Origin of the sequence: Streptomyces sp. NPDC057950 (assembly GCF_042887295.1) — a bacterium.
GTDB classification, from domain to species: Bacteria; Actinomycetota; Actinomycetes; order Streptomycetales; family Streptomycetaceae; genus Streptomyces; species Streptomyces kaempferi.
The window spans coordinates 228,637-243,884 of the sequence record NZ_JBHVPP010000010.1 but is presented as its reverse complement, the minus strand read 5'-3'; the positions used below and the strand labels follow the sequence as shown (position 1 = coordinate 243,884).

Annotated in this window: 13 protein-coding genes; 4 read left to right on the top strand and 9 right to left on the bottom strand. The window is 68.4% G+C overall.

Going from position 1 to position 15,248, the window contains the following annotated elements:
• Positions 1 to 392: 392 nt before the first annotated feature.
• Both ACFVTC_RS18920 and ACFVTC_RS18915 read right to left on the bottom strand, forming a co-directional pair.
• Positions 393 to 3,188, bottom strand: coding sequence for a helix-turn-helix transcriptional regulator (locus tag ACFVTC_RS18920; RefSeq protein WP_390128299.1), 2,796 nt, complete (start codon positions 3,186 to 3,188; stop codon positions 393 to 395).
• Positions 3,189 to 4,683: 1,495 nt separating this feature from the next.
• Entirely contained in the window at positions 4,684 to 5,661 is a 978-nt protein-coding gene (locus tag ACFVTC_RS18915; protein WP_390128296.1) for an alpha/beta hydrolase, read from the bottom strand.
• 193 nt (positions 5,662 to 5,854) lie between these two features.
• Here ACFVTC_RS18915 and ACFVTC_RS18910 point away from each other — a divergent pair, with 193 nt between their 5' ends.
• Positions 5,855 to 6,397, top strand: coding sequence for a hypothetical protein (locus ACFVTC_RS18910; protein WP_390128294.1), 543 nt, complete (start codon positions 5,855 to 5,857; stop codon positions 6,395 to 6,397).
• Between the two features lie 109 nt (positions 6,398 to 6,506).
• Positions 6,507 to 7,355, top strand: a complete 849-nt coding sequence (locus tag ACFVTC_RS18905; RefSeq protein ID WP_390128292.1) for a hypothetical protein — start codon at positions 6,507 to 6,509, stop codon at positions 7,353 to 7,355.
• 17 nt (positions 7,356 to 7,372) lie between these two features.
• Here the strand turns inward: ACFVTC_RS18905 and ACFVTC_RS18900 are convergent, their stop codons facing one another.
• Complete coding sequence (locus tag ACFVTC_RS18900) at positions 7,373 to 7,672, bottom strand: DUF6207 family protein (protein ID WP_390128290.1); 300 nt, start codon at positions 7,670 to 7,672, stop codon at positions 7,373 to 7,375.
• A gap of 90 nt (positions 7,673 to 7,762) precedes the next feature.
• Between ACFVTC_RS18900 and ACFVTC_RS18895 the strand changes: the two genes are divergently transcribed.
• Positions 7,763 to 7,906 carry a hypothetical protein gene (locus ACFVTC_RS18895; RefSeq protein ID WP_390128288.1) on the top strand — a complete coding sequence of 48 codons (144 nt, stop codon included), beginning with the start codon at positions 7,763 to 7,765 and terminating at the stop codon, positions 7,904 to 7,906.
• A 403-nt stretch (positions 7,907 to 8,309) separates the two neighbouring features.
• Here ACFVTC_RS18895 and ACFVTC_RS18890 read toward each other — a convergent pair whose 3' ends face one another.
• The 6 genes from ACFVTC_RS18890 to ACFVTC_RS18865 all read right to left on the bottom strand — a co-directional run bounded on the left by ACFVTC_RS18890 (position 8,310) and on the right by ACFVTC_RS18865 (position 14,294).
• A complete protein-coding gene (locus tag ACFVTC_RS18890; RefSeq protein WP_390128286.1) occupies positions 8,310 to 9,353 on the bottom strand; it encodes a hypothetical protein in 1,044 nt (347 codons plus the stop codon).
• Between the two features lie 32 nt (positions 9,354 to 9,385).
• Complete coding sequence (locus ACFVTC_RS18885; RefSeq protein WP_390128284.1) at positions 9,386 to 11,119, bottom strand: thiamine pyrophosphate-dependent enzyme; 1,734 nt, start codon at positions 11,117 to 11,119, stop codon at positions 9,386 to 9,388.
• A gap of 124 nt (positions 11,120 to 11,243) precedes the next feature.
• Positions 11,244 to 12,089, bottom strand: a complete 846-nt coding sequence (locus tag ACFVTC_RS18880; protein ID WP_390128282.1) for an alpha/beta hydrolase — start codon at positions 12,087 to 12,089, stop codon at positions 11,244 to 11,246.
• Positions 12,090 to 12,355: 266 nt separating this feature from the next.
• Complete coding sequence (locus ACFVTC_RS18875; RefSeq protein ID WP_390128280.1) at positions 12,356 to 12,628, bottom strand: helix-turn-helix domain-containing protein; 273 nt, start codon at positions 12,626 to 12,628, stop codon at positions 12,356 to 12,358.
• A gap of 43 nt (positions 12,629 to 12,671) precedes the next feature.
• Complete coding sequence (locus tag ACFVTC_RS18870) at positions 12,672 to 13,013, bottom strand: hypothetical protein (protein ID WP_390128279.1); 342 nt, start codon at positions 13,011 to 13,013, stop codon at positions 12,672 to 12,674.
• A 780-nt stretch (positions 13,014 to 13,793) separates the two neighbouring features.
• A complete protein-coding gene (locus ACFVTC_RS18865; protein WP_390128277.1) occupies positions 13,794 to 14,294 on the bottom strand; it encodes a hypothetical protein in 501 nt (166 codons plus the stop codon).
• A 266-nt stretch (positions 14,295 to 14,560) separates the two neighbouring features.
• On the opposite strand from ACFVTC_RS18865, the gene ACFVTC_RS18860 reads away from it, so the two are divergent.
• Entirely contained in the window at positions 14,561 to 15,112 is a 552-nt protein-coding gene (locus ACFVTC_RS18860) for an HdeD family acid-resistance protein (protein WP_390128275.1), read from the top strand.
• Positions 15,113 to 15,248: the final 136 nt, after the last annotated feature.

Sequence of the window (15,248 nt, the reverse complement as noted above, 5' to 3'; positions counted from 1 at the left end):
CTGCGTCTACCTTCGCGTCCAGCACACTGTCTGGGCATCAGTCAGCTGACTGGGATGACGCCTTGCTTGCCAGGACAGACAGGGCTCGATCATGGGAGGAGTGACTGGGCGGATCACCTGAACGACCTACAGCTCTCCGTTTCCGGCATACGCAGGACCGCGGAGTCGGCGCCGCGAGCAGAGGCATCCTTGCTGGGGGCCACGGCCACAACTTCGAAAGGGGCGACAGTTGTTGTGGAAGAGCGGTGTCGAGCTCCGGGTCCGCCTGGCGGGGCATCCCCATGGATCGGCCCGGTGAGGACCCGATGGTTGATCAAGTGCCCGATGGCTCTGTGGCGCATGCAGGGAGCCGATCGCGGGTGCGCGGGGCAAGCATCCGCAAGGCCTGCCGGTCACTCTGAAAGCGATGGGGTTTCCAGCGCATCTCGCAGCATGGCTCGCGACGTTATGCCCAGCTTCGGGTAGATCTGATAGAGGTGGGCGCCGACGGTCCGGTGGGAGAGGAACAAACGTTCTGCCACCTGCTTGTTGGTCAGGCCTGACGCGGCCAGCCGTGCAATCTCGAGCTCCTGCGGAGTGAGAGTATGCGCTTTTGCCGCGCCAGGCCGCCGCTTGCTCCAGCCGGCGGCCCGCAGTTCCGCCTCAGCGCGCTCCGTCCAGGGACGAGCCCCGAGGTGCTCGAACGTGGACAAGGCGGCACTGAGGGGGCCTCTGGATTCCGTGGTCGCCCGGACACGCCGCAACCGCTCACCGTAGGCCAGCTGGATGCGAGCAAAATCGAAGGGCCACCGCTCCGCCCCCGGTATGGCCAGAGCCTGGCCAAAGATTTCGAGGGCCTCCTCGTCGTCGGCAGTACCGAGAGCGGCGCAAGCCCGCTCTATCAACGCCTGCCGAGGGGATATCCCGGCCACCCCGGCCTCCTGCATCGCGCGCACGTGGTCGGCGGCCTGCGTCTGGCGGTTCGTCCGGACCGCAGCCTCCACCAAGTCCATCGTCACCCATAGAGCATGTGGCACGTGTGAAGCGAGGCTTCCCGCCGGGCTGACGGCGATGGCATGCTCATAGGCGCCTGCGAAGTCACCGCGTCCCAGGGCCGCTACAGCTGCCGCATGGTGGGCGTAGTGCGCGGCACAGAAGGCTCTCTGGCGTACCGCCCAGTGGATGATTCCCTCAGAAGCCGCCTCGGCCTTGGCTGACTCACCGCGTGCGGCATCAAGGATGGCCTGCACATACAGGAAGTACCAGGCAAAGGCGCTGTAGCCGTGGGCTTCGCACAGCTGGATTCCCTCGTCGGCCAGTTGTGCTGCCTCATCCCACATTCCTGTGAGGTAGTCGTCGAGGCAGAGATGGATCAGTCCGGACAGATAGCGGCGGGCGGGGCCGCCGTCGCGCCCCATCCGGACGACGCGCCACGCTGCTTCGCGGACATCTCCGAGCCGATCGAGATAGAGGGCTGCGGTGCCGGCCCGTGTGATCTGAACGGGGTCGGTCACGCCTGCCAGTTCCGCTACGAGCTCGTCGAGTTCCTCCGCTGCCGCAGCGCCCGTGCGTGCCGGGTCGGAGAACGTCTTGCCCAGCGCGGACAGCACCACGGGTGCCTTCGGCGACAACCTCTCCAGGGCCCGGTAGTAGGGCTGCCACAAGTCGTGCCGGGCACCGAAAAAGCAGATCAGTGCGAGTGTGTGCAGTGCGTCTACGAGCGTTTGGTCCCCAGCGTCATAGGCGTGGTCTCCGGATTCGATGGCGGACACGAGCAACCGGTGGGCAGTGTCGACATCGCCGTCGCCGTTGAGAAGCAGCAGGGCCGCAGCCGCGGCCGAGTGCAGGGAGCTCTTCGGGCTGTGAGCCGTGTGCCGGGCGTTGTCCAGGAGCTCTTGGGCGTGTGGCAGAGCTCCGGTGGATTCCGCGCCGACGTACGCAGCCTCCGCGAGGCGGCGGGCGCGGTCGGGACCCTGCGGGGTGAGATCTGCCGACCGGATCAACGTGCGCATCCCGGCGACAGCGTCACCGCGGCGCAGAGTGATTCGGGCCGCCTGCTCCAGGAGAGCAGCCACGTTCTCGTCCGGCTCCAAAGTCGCTTCCCCCAGATGCCAAGCCCGCCGCTCGGGCTGATCCACCAGGACGTGGGCCAGTGCGGCGTGCACCGCACGCCGTTCGGCGCTGGTTGAGTTCTCCACTACCGCGGAACGGATGAGGGGGTGGCGAAACCGCAGGCGCCGCGCTCCCTCGTCGATGTGAACCAGCTGGTCCCGTTCCGCGGGAGCCAGGTCGTCCAGGTCGTAGTCGTCGCCGGCCTGCCGCGACGCTGCTTGCAGCACCCCGAGGTCTCCGACACCTTCCAATGCTGCCAGGAGCAAGAGACGCTGCGAAGGCTGCGGCAGGCCGGTGACCCGGGAACCGAAGACCGTCTCCAGACGCTGACTGAGCGGTAGGACGGCAGGGACCTCACCGAGTAGCCGCCCCGCTACCACAGACAGCGCGGACGGCAGCTCCAGCAAGGCCAGCGGATTGCCGTGCGCCACGGTCAGCAAGCGCTGCCGGGCACCGGCCACCAGACCTGGAAACTTCGTTGTGACCAAGTGGTTCGCCGACGCCTCGTCCAGTGGCTCCAGGCGAAACTCGGGCAGCGCGCCGCCGTCGTACAGGCTCCGTGCACCCGAACGTGCCGCGGCGAGGAAACTCACACGGATCCCAGCGGCTCGTCGCGCGACGAAGCCCAGCACGGCCGCACTTGCCTGATCGAGCCAGGGCAGGTCATCGACGACCAACAACAAGGGGCCACCTGCCGCGACCGTCTGAAGCAGGAGGAGAACGGCGTTGGAGACCAGGAGGCGCTCCGGCGGGAGCCCGCTCTCGAAACCGAGCGCGACACGCAAAGCGTCACGGAAGGGTGTCTCCAGCGCGCCGAGTGCGTCCTGGAAGGGGAAGAGAACCTGGTTGAGCCCTGAGTAGCTGCAGTTCGCCTCGAACTCCACACCAGCAGCACGCAGGACCCGGGTCCCTTCGGCCTGGGCCATCTCCGCAAGCGATTCCAGTACCGCCGTCTTCCCGACGCCCGCTTCTCCTGACAGCAACAGGGCTCCGCCGGCGGTCCCGATACCCAGGAGGCCATGGATCCGCTGAAGATCGTGATCCCTGCCGATCAGAGAACTGACCGTGCCGTGTCGTGAGATGTCACTGTCGGTCATCGCAGGCTCTCATTGATGTTCAGGGGGGCGGTGGAAGCGGTGGAACGGTGCGGGCAATGCCGTTCACCGACACGGGCACACATGGCCGGCAGCACCGTCGAGACAGCGTCCCGACGAAACCCGAGGGGGCGGGGCTCCACGTCGAGGATCACGTGCACCAGGGTGCGGTCGTAGGGGGCGTGCTCTCGGATGCCTGCCGGGACAGTGCGGTCCGTGCGATCCGTAGGCACGTAGGCCTCGCTGGGGAAGAGCGGGGAAGGTATAGCAGAATCCTTTTGAACTAGTGCAAACTCATATTCGTGATAGGAGGGTACACGTCATCTGGGCAGCAGGATTCCGAGAGCCCTGCGACCTCGCGCCGGGCGGTCGGCGCCGAGCATTCGGCGGCCGTCGGCAGAAAGCCGGCAAGTCATGCTGCCTTGACTCAGCGAGGCATGGGAGCGATCAAGAACAGAAAGATGACCTTGCTGAGGAGCGACGCCGATCTGGCGGTCGCTCCTCCACCGGCAGTTCTTGGTGAGGGCGACACTCGCGTGGCTCCACTCGGCCATTCTGCGAAGGCGTAGGAAGATCCATAGGCCAGACCGAAGGCGACCCCGAAGTTGGTCAACGACTCACCGGCTATGTGACACCTTGATCGAAACCATCGCGGTCAAGCACGTCTCGGAGAGTCGGAGCAAAGACGGGATCAATGTCAGGAGGCTCCAGGCTTTCGCGCGGGCTGTCTGTGTGTGTGGGGGAGCGGCTCCTCTGCACACACAAGCGCCTGTGGTGCCCGCCCAAGCAGGTATTCAAAGTGGCCAAGGCCCGGACGGATCGCGTTCAAGGGAGAGGTCGAACCTGCAGGTCAGGTGTCGTGGTAACGCCCAACCTCTCTGCTGGCTACTACCACAGACGATCACGCCACTCGTCGAACTGCGGGCATCTGCAGCTAAACGATCGCCGCGCATGGGGATTCGACGATCTGCCACGGCTACCGGTTCGTCGACGCCAACGCCAACGCCAACGCCAACGCCGACGCCGATGCCCCAGAAAGCTTCCCCGCACCGGACTGTCGTCAGACGTGGCGAACTATGCGCACGGTCCATCGTGCTCGCTATGACGAGGAAGGAGATGGTCAACTACCGCTAAGAAGTTACGACGTGCTGTGTTGAGAACCCCACCCAAAACTCCGCTGGTGGCGAGAGGCTGTCGCGTTTGGCGGACCTGCAACATCCTCAAGAAGCAGGGAAGATGAAGAACCGGCGGGTCGACCGAGACGTTCCCGAAAGATGGACGTTCATTGATGTCTTGCAGGATGTGACGGGCAGAGCCCCGTTGAGGAGTTGGAGACCTGAGAGCATGAAGTACCGTCCACCTCCAGGAGCCCATCTTCGAGAAGTTCCGAGTGAAGGCCTGATCGTGAAAGGCATCCGCGACGATCGCAGGATGCGCAAAGACCACGTGTCCCTGGAACTTTCGCGGCGGAGAATGCGGCCCACCGCCACCAGCTTCGTCAGGTGTCAGTGCCGAACGCTCGCCTCAGAGTGGCAACGGTCTGGGCGACCGCCCCTCGGGCTGCCGGCGTCGACGACAGGGCGTTGAGCACGACGAAGTCGTGAATGGTACCGCCGTACCGCGTTGCAGTGACCGCCACGCCCGCAGTACGAAGTTTCGCGGCATAGGCCTCTCCTTCGTCCCTCACGACGTCGGCCTCCGCGGTGATCACGAGCGCCGCCGGCAGATCGGTCAACTGCTCCGGCGTGGCCCGCAGTGGACTGGCAGTGACCTTTGCGCGCTGTGCCTCGTCAGTCGTGTACTGGTCCCAGAACCACTGCATCGTGTCGCGCCGCAGGTGGTAGCCCTTGGCGAACTGGCGGTACGAGGGAGTCTCGAAGCTCGCATCGGTGACGGGATAGAACAGCACTTGCTGGATGAACGAGACGTCGCCGCGGTCCTTGGCCAACAGGGTCAGGGCAGCGGCAATGTTGCCGCCCGCCGAATCACCAGCAATCGCCAGCCGTGTGGAGTCGATCCCGTGAGCGCCTCCCTGCCGCGTCATCCACTGCGCCACCGCGTAGCACTCCTCCAGCGCCACGGGATAGGGGGCGGCGGGAGACAGCGCGTACTCGGGAAAGACCAGAGTCGCCTGCGCGCGCACCGCCAGCTCGCGTACCAGCCGGTCGTGTGTGCGGGCGCTTCCCAGGACCCACCCGCCGCCGTGGATGTACAGGATGGACGGCAGCGGACCGACCAGTCCTCTGGGACGCACGATGCGTACCGCCACACTGCCTTTCGGGCCGCCGGAGACCGCGGCCCAGCCCTCGTCCACGTCGAAGCCGTCACGCGTCGGGGACTGGGTCTTCTCCAGAGCCGCCCGGCCCTGCACCGGCCCCAGATCGAGCGGGTACGGCGGAAACGCGGCTGCTCGGGCGAAGTCGCGGGCTGCCGGCTCCAGGACCGTTTCCTCCGAGGCGAAGACATAGTCAGACATCACACATTCCTTGACGGGCGGCGGGGACCGTGCAGGCACGGGGGTTCAACGCCAGCGAGCCACAACCGTCACATGGTGCAGTTCTACGCAGACGCGGAACTACTGATGTAACCCCCGCCGGAGTGTTCGTGCATCAGTCAAGTGACTGGGTCCCTGGCAATCAGATGCCCTGGACTGTCCTGCCCAGGTCGGCATGCTCCTGCGCCGCGCTTTGATCTCCATGGTCGTCACCTTCGTTCTTACCGTTGTCATCCAGGTGACCTGGCATTTTCAGCGCCTGAACCCCGGCCACGGAATCACGATCACCACCCGCAAGGGAATCGGTGCTGAGGCGTTCCCGCAGCTGCGTGAAGCCGCCCTGGAGATCGATCGCAGGCCCATCTCGGACTCCGAACGGACCTACGGCTCGGGCACCTGCGCGCATGAGGCGTCGACGAAGATCTGTGCTCACACGTTCGGCCTCGCGGGCTCGTCGGTGGACCATCTGCCGATCTCGCAGACGAGCAGCATGCGACGGTTCGGCGCACCAATCTCGCCACGACCGCAGCCGTCACCGTGTTCATCTTCGTCCGGGGCCGCAAGCGCATCTTCTGACGACCACGAGTCGGTCTCCGTCCTCGATCCCGAGCCGCTCTGTTGTCGGTCGCCTGGGTTGCGCGGAGAGTCCGGGCACTGGTTCGTCAGGGCCAAGCCGCGGGAATCGGCTGCGCGGCGGCGGGCCACCGCTCCTGCGTGATGGTCCTGGCCGGGAAGCGATCATCTCCGTCTGAGCCCGATTACCGCCGCGCGGATCACGGCTTCGGCACGGTGGCAGGGGCGGGTCGCGTATCAGTGGTGTCGCGATCGTGGAGCTTCACCAGTTGAAGGACGGCCCCGTGGAAGCGGCGCAGGCCCTATCAGCGATCATCAGGCCGCAGGTTCAAGGAAGCGTTCGACAGGGGAGCAGTGTGATTTCTGAGCCGGAGATGACCGGAGAGCTCGACGCGGTGAAATCCCGCGAGGTTCTGGGAGACATCATCAGTGAGCCCGTCGCGCGGCGCCGGTTGAGCAAGCCGTGGTGGTGGGCTCTGGGAGGCGTGTTGGCGGCATCGGCCCTGTGGGCGCCGGCGGTGTTCGTCTACGGACTGGGCATGCAGAAGCCCAGCGCGCATGGATACCGGCTCGAGAAGGACCCGTGCCCCTCCGTACGACTGGCGTCGATCAGCGCTGCCGTCGCACCGCAGGTGTCGTCCGACGTCGTCCACTCAGGGCTGCTGAAGCACGCCGCAGTCGACCAGGCCCAGTGCTCCATCACGGTTCGACCGCATACCAGGTCAAAGCAGCTCAAGGTCGGGTGGTCTCTGGATTACTACGTCGACATCACTGTGACACTGCACAAGGAAACCGACCCTGGTGTCGAGTTCGAAGCACAGCAACGGATGACCGACCAGGGCATCGTGCCGGCGGACAACGTCAGGACTGTTCCGGACCTCGGCGACACGGCCTACGTGATCACCCGAGACATCAGCAATACCGAGTTGCGGGTCCTGGACGGCGGAGTGGTCCTCACCTTGAGTCTGGCAGCCAGCACCAGCTACCAGACCGAGGACGCCGACGACGAGATCGGTGAGGGTCCGGAGATGCCCGATGTGTCTTCCTACCAGCCGGCCATGGTCAACGACATGCGTGACCTGATGGCCAGTCTCAAGCACTGAACCTGAACCCCGCCTCTTCAAGAATCAACCGGACCTGCCTTCGAGGTGCAGAGTCCGCAATCCTTGCAGTGCTTTGGCCGGCGCTCCTGACCCACGCACGACCGTGCAGGGCGGTAGGTGGGGGCCGGCCAGGGGCCGAGGAGCTGGCGCAAGTCGAGGTAGCGGCGCAGTCGTACACCGGGTTGTCGGGGGCCGTGGGTCGTGTGTTCCATCGAGGTCGCCGCCCACATCGTGGCCGGAGCCGTCCGGAAGGCGGAGGCCGGCGGGTCGTCGGCGGGAGCGCAACGGTCGTCTCGCACGCCCAGAGTCCTCCGCATGGGAGATCGGGGACCGCTCCCCGCGGTGGGCGCGTCTGGCTGGTCGGACAGGCTCCCCGACGGTGTCGACATCCCTGTAGGCATCGGGGTGTGCAGCTGACCGCACGGCAGGTCCAGCAAGTCGGCCTCGTTCGCGGCCTGTTGCTTGACCCGGGGGTGGTGGTGCCGGACGAGGCGACCGCCGAGGGCGGAAGCGACGCCGCGCAGGTCCTCGCCCGGCGGCCCTGGCCGTGACCGAGGTGCGCACGATTGCTCGACCCACGGTTGCAGGCGGGCGCAGGCCACCAGTGCGCTGCCGTCTTCGGCGAAAGTAGAACAGGAAGGTCCATTTCTGATCGGCAGAATCGATCAGCCCTCCGCGCGCAGGCCGGCCATGCTCGCGGAGGAGCTGCACCATTCGTTCCAGCCCAAGAGGTGCGACTCCGTGCAGGCGCATGCTCCGACGTCGGCGTGCAAAAACCCCAATCGGCTTGCAAAGACCCCGGCATGCTTTTCGGCGGTGGTCCGGCCCTCTCCTCGTACCGGCGGACGAGTCGCAGCTGCCCGTCCGGCCGGACCGGCCCCCATGGGTGATCCGGGCCGCCCCATGCCGTCGGCCAGCGTGTGGAGGAGGGCGGGTCGGGGCTCGGCGCACCCGCTACCGGGCGTGCCACTCCCTGGCGCTGGCCGCGTAGACCGTGCGGCGGGCGCGGTTGAGGTTGCCGAGGGGGCGGAACTCCGCCGGGGCGTGCCAGGGGTTGAAGGCGAGGGTGTCGACGCGCTCGCGGGTGGCCCGGCCGTTCGGGTCGAGGGTGTTCTGGGCGGGAATCGTCAGGGTGGCCACGGCGAGCCAGGGCGAGTCGCTTTCCTTCCATTCGACCGCCCCGTCCTCGATCGGTGTCAGCCTCTCGCTGACGTACTTCTGGATGTGCAGGGCGAACCGGACCGGCGAACCGCTCAGCCGGGCGGCGAAGTCGGTCCGGAGACCGTCGGCCGAGTCGGACATCGGGGCGGGTGCCTGGGCGGGACCGCCGAGTGGGCCGAGTGGGCTGAGGCGGAACCTGACGGGGCCTGTGTCGCCCCACAGGACGGCTCCGCGGCTCCAGTAGGACTCCAGGGCCAGTCCGGGCGACGGACGGTTGGCCTGCCTGAGATTACGGAGAACGCGGGCGGTCTCCGATGGGCCCAACTTGGCCAGCATCCGTGTCAGGACCACGAGTTTGGGACCGGTGCCGATCCTGGCGATCTCCACGAACTGGGTGGCGTCGCGGGCGTGGGAGACCGGGTAGCTGGTCATGAGGAGGTCGTGTTCGCCGCCACCGGGAAGAGTCAGCTTCACTGCCGCGCCACGGAGGTCGGGGCTGCCGTCGGGCCGGACTGTGCCGCTGGCGTTGGACAGCCGGACGACGGCCGGCAGCCGGGCTCCGGCGGTGAAGTCTCCGGCCCAAAGGTCGGAGGGCAGATCGGTCCGGAAGGCGAGTTCGGCGTTGTCCACTCCGACGACGATCTTGGCGTGGAATGTGCGACGGGATACCTGCGAGCCGGATCTCAGCTTGTTCGTCCGCTGGACGCCGACGACGATGTCTGCCAGGTCACGGAAGTGGGCCTCTTCGGCCTCTGGCGAGCCGCCGTGGTAGATCTCGCGCCAGCCGCCGGGCATCGCGTCCGGTGCGTCCGGCGGGGAGTCGTGGCTGTCGGTCATGGTGTGTCTTCCTCCGTCGACTGGGCGCCCGTTCAGACGATCCGGGCGTTGTGCGTGGTGGTGTCGATGACGTCGTCGAGGCGGCCGGCGAGGATCTGCCGTGCCGCGCTGAGTGTGAATCCGGCGGCTGTGCCGACGGGGACGTGGGCGGGGACGGCCAGCGCGTAGGGGTCGACGAGGACGTCGACGACGACCGGGCCGCCGGTGTGGGCCAGCGCGGACGCGAGGCCGTCCGGCACGTCACCGGGGTCTTCGATGCGGATGCCTTTGGCGCCCATGGCCTCGGCGACGGCGGCGAAGTCCGGGTTGGCGAAGTCGGTCCCGAACGGGACGAAGCCGGCTTCCTGTTGCTCGATCTTGACGAAGTCCAGGCCGCTGTTGTTCAGCACGATGTGCACGACGGGCAGTCGGCGCTGTACCTCCGTGAGGAGGTCGCCGAGCGCGAGCATGGTGAACCCGCCGTCGCCGCACAGTGCGATCGTCTGCCGTCCGGGGAAAGCCAGTTGCGCCCCGAACGCGCCGGGCGAGGCGGTGGCCATCGACGCCCACGAGAACGATCCGAACAGCCGCCGCTTCTGCCCGTACCTGATGTGCCGGGCCGCCCAGATGACGGGGGTGCCGGTGTCGGCGAAGAACAGCGCGTCGTCGGCGGCGAGGTCGCTGAGGACCGTGGTGAGGTACTCCGGCCTGATCGGCCTGATCCGCGGCCCCTTCTCCGCGTAATGCCGCATCCTGCGGTGGAACCGCTCGGTCTCCTCCACACAGCGGGCGAGGAACCCGCCGTCGGACTTGGGCTCGACCAGTGGCAGCAGCGCGGCCACGGTGGACCGTACGTTGCCGGTGACGGCCAGGTCCACCGGTACGCGCCGGCCCAGCCGTTCCGGGTCGTGGTCCACCTGGATGATCCTGGTCCCGCCGTGCGGCAGGAAGCTGCTGAACGGGAAGTCGGTGCCGAGCATCAGCAGCACGTCCGCGTGCTGGAGCGCGTGATGGCAGCCGCCATAACCGAGGAGACCGGTCATCCCGACGGCGTTCGCGTTGTCGTGTTCGAGGAACTGCTTGCCCTTGAGGGAGTAGCCAACAGGCGCGCCCAGCTTTCCGGCCAGCGCCGTCACCTCCGCGTGCGCCCCGGCACAGCCCTGGCCGCCGAAGACCGCCACCGTGCCCGCCTCGTTGATCAGCCCGGCCATGGCGGCGAGGTCCTCCGCTCCGGCCGGCGCGCGCACCGGTCGGGGCAGCCGGACCTCGTAGCGGTCCTTCGGCGCGTGCGCCGCCGCGATGTCACCGGGCAGTGCGACGACCGCGGGGCCGCCCCGGGTCACAGCGGCCGTCACCGCGGAGGTCACGACGGTGCGCAGCTGGCCGGGATTGACCAGCCGGCCCACGTACACCGCCGCGGACGCGAAGAAGCGGTACGGGTTCAGCTCCTCGACGGTCTCGCTGTCCATCAGTCCGGTTTCGGTGTCGCCGGCCAGGACGATGACGGGCACCTTCTCCTTCAAGGCGTCCAGCATGCCGTTGATCAGGTGTGCCACTCCTGGGCCTGCCGTCCCGCACACGGCGACCGGATGCCCCGTCAGCTTCGCCTCGGCGACCGCGGCGAAGACGCCGAACTCCTCGTTGCGCACGTGCACGAAGTCGACCCGGCCGTTGCGGCGCATCGCGTCGACCACCGGGTTCAGTGCGTCGCCGACGATGCCGTAGCAGCGTCGTACGCCCGCGCTGACCAGCATCTCCCACAGGCCGTCGGCCACCGTTTTCGACATGACGGGTGTCTCCGTTCTCAGCCGGTGTCAGCCGTTCTCGGCCGGTGTCAGCCGTTCTCGTCGGGCTCGGGTTCGGGCTCGGGTTCGGGCTCGGGTTCGGACCCCGACCCGGATCCGGGTCCGGTCAGCGGGTTTCGCCGGGCGTGGCGTCGAGGACTCCGGCACGCGGGCTCAGTGCCCAGTCGAGGGCGAAGTCGGCGACGGCCTCCCAGCCGGGCTCGCCGCAGGTGAAGTGGTCGCGGCCGTCGAAGACGGTGTGGGCGGTGACCGCCGTCGAGTGCTTCGCGTTCTTCTCGTAGTTCTGCCGCTGGACGACCGGGGGCAGGATGTGGTCGCTGCCGCCGGAGACGAGCAGCAGCGGCGCCCGGTCACCGTCGGCGAAGTCGAAGGTCGTGGCCGCGTGCGGGGTGACGGCCGCGAGGCCGCCCTGGAAGAGGATGCGGGCGGGCGTCGGCACGGCGTAACGGTCGTAGGCCCGCCGGGAGGCTTCCTCGTCCAGGGTGTTGGTGAAGGCGTAGTGGAACTGCTCGGCCGTCAGGGGGACGGCCCGGCGTGCGTTCGCCGGGTCCTTCAGGACCGGCAGTACCGAGCGGAGCTCCGAGAGCGGCATCGCGTTCACGCCCTTGACCGCGGCGCCGTCGATCGACACTCCCGCCGCCCCGAGCCCGGCGCCCACCAGGAGCTGGGCGAAAGTCCCTCCGAACGAGTGCCCCATGATGATCGGCGGGGTGTCGAGTTTCCCGATGACGGCGGTGAGGTGATCCAGCACCTCGCGTACCCCGACACCGGCGATCGCCGAGGCGTCCTCGCGGAGCGCCGACACCCCGGCCTCCCCCGGCTCGATCCCGGGGTATCCGGGCGTGAGCACGGTGAAGCCCCGCTCCTCGTACCGGGCCGCCCAGTGCTCCCAGGCGAGCGGCGTCATCCAAAGGCCGTGGATCAGGACGATCGTGTTCGGTGCAGAAGTCATGCCCGCATCCCTCCGTCGCTACGGCAGTCGTCGGGGCGGATGCCCGGCCGGTTCTGTCCTGCCGCCGTCAGCGTGACACCGCTCGCACTGTGCACGGGGCCAAGGAATCGACCGGCTGTTGTGCACGGCAACAAGCCCTGACGGGGGCGAAGTCGAAGATGTCGACCGCGAGGGGTGCCGGGGCGCGTCTTCGTCCGACACCGGCCGTCCGGAACCCCTCCCGAGGGCCAGGCCCCGTCGGCGCACCCGGCGGCCCCCGCCGACTCTCACTCTGGCCGGGCCAGAGTGTCGCCGCCCGTCGTGTCCCTCCAGACGACGGCCGGCCGGGCCAGTTCTCGGTGGGCGTGCCGGTCGAGGTCGAGGCCGGTCAGCTTCTCGATCCGGTTCATGCGGTAGAGCGGAGTGTCGCGGTGCGCCGGGAGCGCTGCCGCTGCCGCTGCCGCGGTCTGGTTGAAGCCGTGCGCGGCCAGGCACCGCAGCGTCTGCGACAACGTCCCGGAGGGGTCTTCGGTGTCCAGCTGGCCGAGGACCCGCCACACGATGTCCTCGGCCGGCCGGGGGAGTTCGCCAGGATGAGCTCTGTCAGGAAGTCGTCAGGGCGGATCCGTCCCCGGTGTCCGGTTCGGCCCGGCCCGGCCCGCCAGGGTGACCGGGTCGTGCAGGTTGCCGACCGCTTCCGCGAGCCAGCCCGGCGGCGCCGGTGGCCGACTCGGCGGCGAGGATCAGCGCGCTGACGGCGAGGTAGCCTGCCCAGTCGAAACCCGGACCGGTCAGCCCGGCGACGCGTCGCCCCTGTGTGCAGGTGAGTGCGCCCGCGGACCGCGGACGCGCCGCCGGGCCGGCGTGCGCGGCGGCCGAGCCGCCGTCGATCGCGGCGACGAACGGGCAGTGGGGGCCGCCGAGTTCGAAGCCCAGCCGCTCCACCCGGTCGAGGTCCTCGATGGTCGTCGCCGACGGGCGCAGATCCGGGCGAACAGCGCTGCCGCCCGGGAGCCGCCGTCGGCGGACGGCAGGTTCCGCTGGTCGACGAACGCCCGCGTGAGGGTCGTCAAGGCGATGTCGAGGAACGCCCACGGCACCTCCAGGTGAGGCGGCGGCAGGGCACCACCCTCGGGCGGGCCGGCCTCAGTCACGCTGCTCCGCACCGCCCGCGCCGCGCCGCGACAGGCACGGATCGCGTCCTCGGCGTCGAGGCTGTGCCGCGCCGCCTCGTACAGGTCCGCCAGCACGTCCCCCCATGGGCTCCTGTCCGCTCAGCAGCCAGTTCCTGACCAGTTCCAGGCTGCGGCGGATGATGTCCTCCATGGCTCCCGCCTGGGATACATGGCCAGGTACTCGTCCGGCCGGTGTGTCACTACAGATCGCGGGCCAACTGCCGTGCAGCGCCTTGCTGTCCAGGTCGTGGAGTACGCCGCGCAGTCGCCCGGCCGCCGCGAGCCCGGGGCGTGGCGAACATGGCTGTTACCTTCCAGATGCTCGGTGCTGACCGGTGGTGGCCGGTATACGGGGGAGAAACCCACGCATGGCAGCCGGCGCCAGCCGACGCGTGTGCAGCCGGTGGCGGCCGGCACACAGGGATGTCCGGTACGGCCGGTGCGTCGGGGTGGCCGACGACGACCGGTGACGGTGGTGGCCGCTGCCGTGGTCACCGTCGGCCCCGGTGCTGTCGGCACGCGTCGGTCACGGGCGGTCGGAGCGAGACCGCTACAGCATGTCCGGCGGCGGGAGCAGGAAGTTCCATGCGCTCAGCACCCCGCTGACGAACGCCACGAGCGAGGCGGGCAGCAGCAGGTAGAGCCCAGCGTGCCTGCCGGACGCCAGGACGGCTCCGCCGGCCACGAACAGCAGCATGACGACGATGCTGGTGTCACGGCGGTCGAAGAGGCCGGTCAATCGCTTGTCGGCGGTGACCGGAGCGCTCCTGTGTCGCCCGATGGCCAGCAGGCTCAGGCCCCCGGCCAGCCCGGCGGTCATGAGCTCGGCGCCCAGGGCCCAGTCGCCCTGGCGGGGCACCAGCAGAATCGTCGCCATGACCAGCGGCGCGAGGAACAGCACGAGGGTCTGCGCCGCGATCGCGCGAAGCACCGGGTGTCTGGCGATCCGGTTGGCGTTGAGGGACACCGCGACGAACAACAGGCCGGTGAGCGCACCACTGGCGCCTCCGGTCATCACGGCGAAGCTCTCCCAGTCACCGGGACCGGCCATGTCCTCTCACTCCCCGCGTAGACAACTGGAACAGATTTTTCCGGACAGCTTCCGCGACGCTCGGACACCGCCCCGGCGGCCACTTCCTGCGGGGCCGCGCCGGGACCGCGGCCGGGTGTCCGGCGCGTGACGAACACCGGCACAGGATCCCTTCCGAATGCGCGTTCTATCCGCTCCATTCAACGCCCTTCCGCCCTGTGCGAGGGCACGAAGGCCCGGCGGGTTTTCGGGAGTTCGCCCAACGGGAGCGCCGATAGCTTCGCGGCATGAACAAAAGCCCCGTCGCCCGCCTGGGCGGTTCCTGGACCTGGCATCTGCTCTACGGGCTGGTCTCGATCGTCATCGGTGTCATATCCGTGGCGTGGCCCGGTCCGACCCTCGTCGTACTCGCGGTGGTCCTCGGCGCTCAGCTGATCGCCACCGGGGTCTTCCGGCTGGTGGGATCCGCGAGCCTGGGGGAGACCGGTACCGCCCGCACCGTCACCGCGGTCCTCGGCGTGGTGAGCCTGTTGCTCGGGCTGTACGCGATCCGGCACGTTCTGATCACGGTGCTCGCGCTGGGGCTGCTGCTCGGCGTCTACTGGATCGTGGACGGTTTCACCGCTGTGTTCGCGGCGGTCGACCATCCCGGCCTGCCCGGACGAGCATGGAACGTCTTCATCGGGCTGCTCGGTGTCCTGGCCGGCCTGACGCTGCTGGTCTGGCCGGGGCTGTCGCTGCTGACGCTGTCCTTCCTGGCCGGGCTGTGGCTGATCATGCTCGGTGCCATGCAGCTCGGCCTGGCACGCCGGATCCGAGGCATCGCCCGACCGGCCTGACTCCATCCTCCGCGGGGTCGGTCCGCCGCGCGGCCTCCGACTTCGGTAGCGGTCCTGAACCGGTCGCGCCATGGCGGGTTCTGCGACTCGGAACCCGCACTGATCAGCGGCCGGCTCACTTCGATCGGTCGGCCTT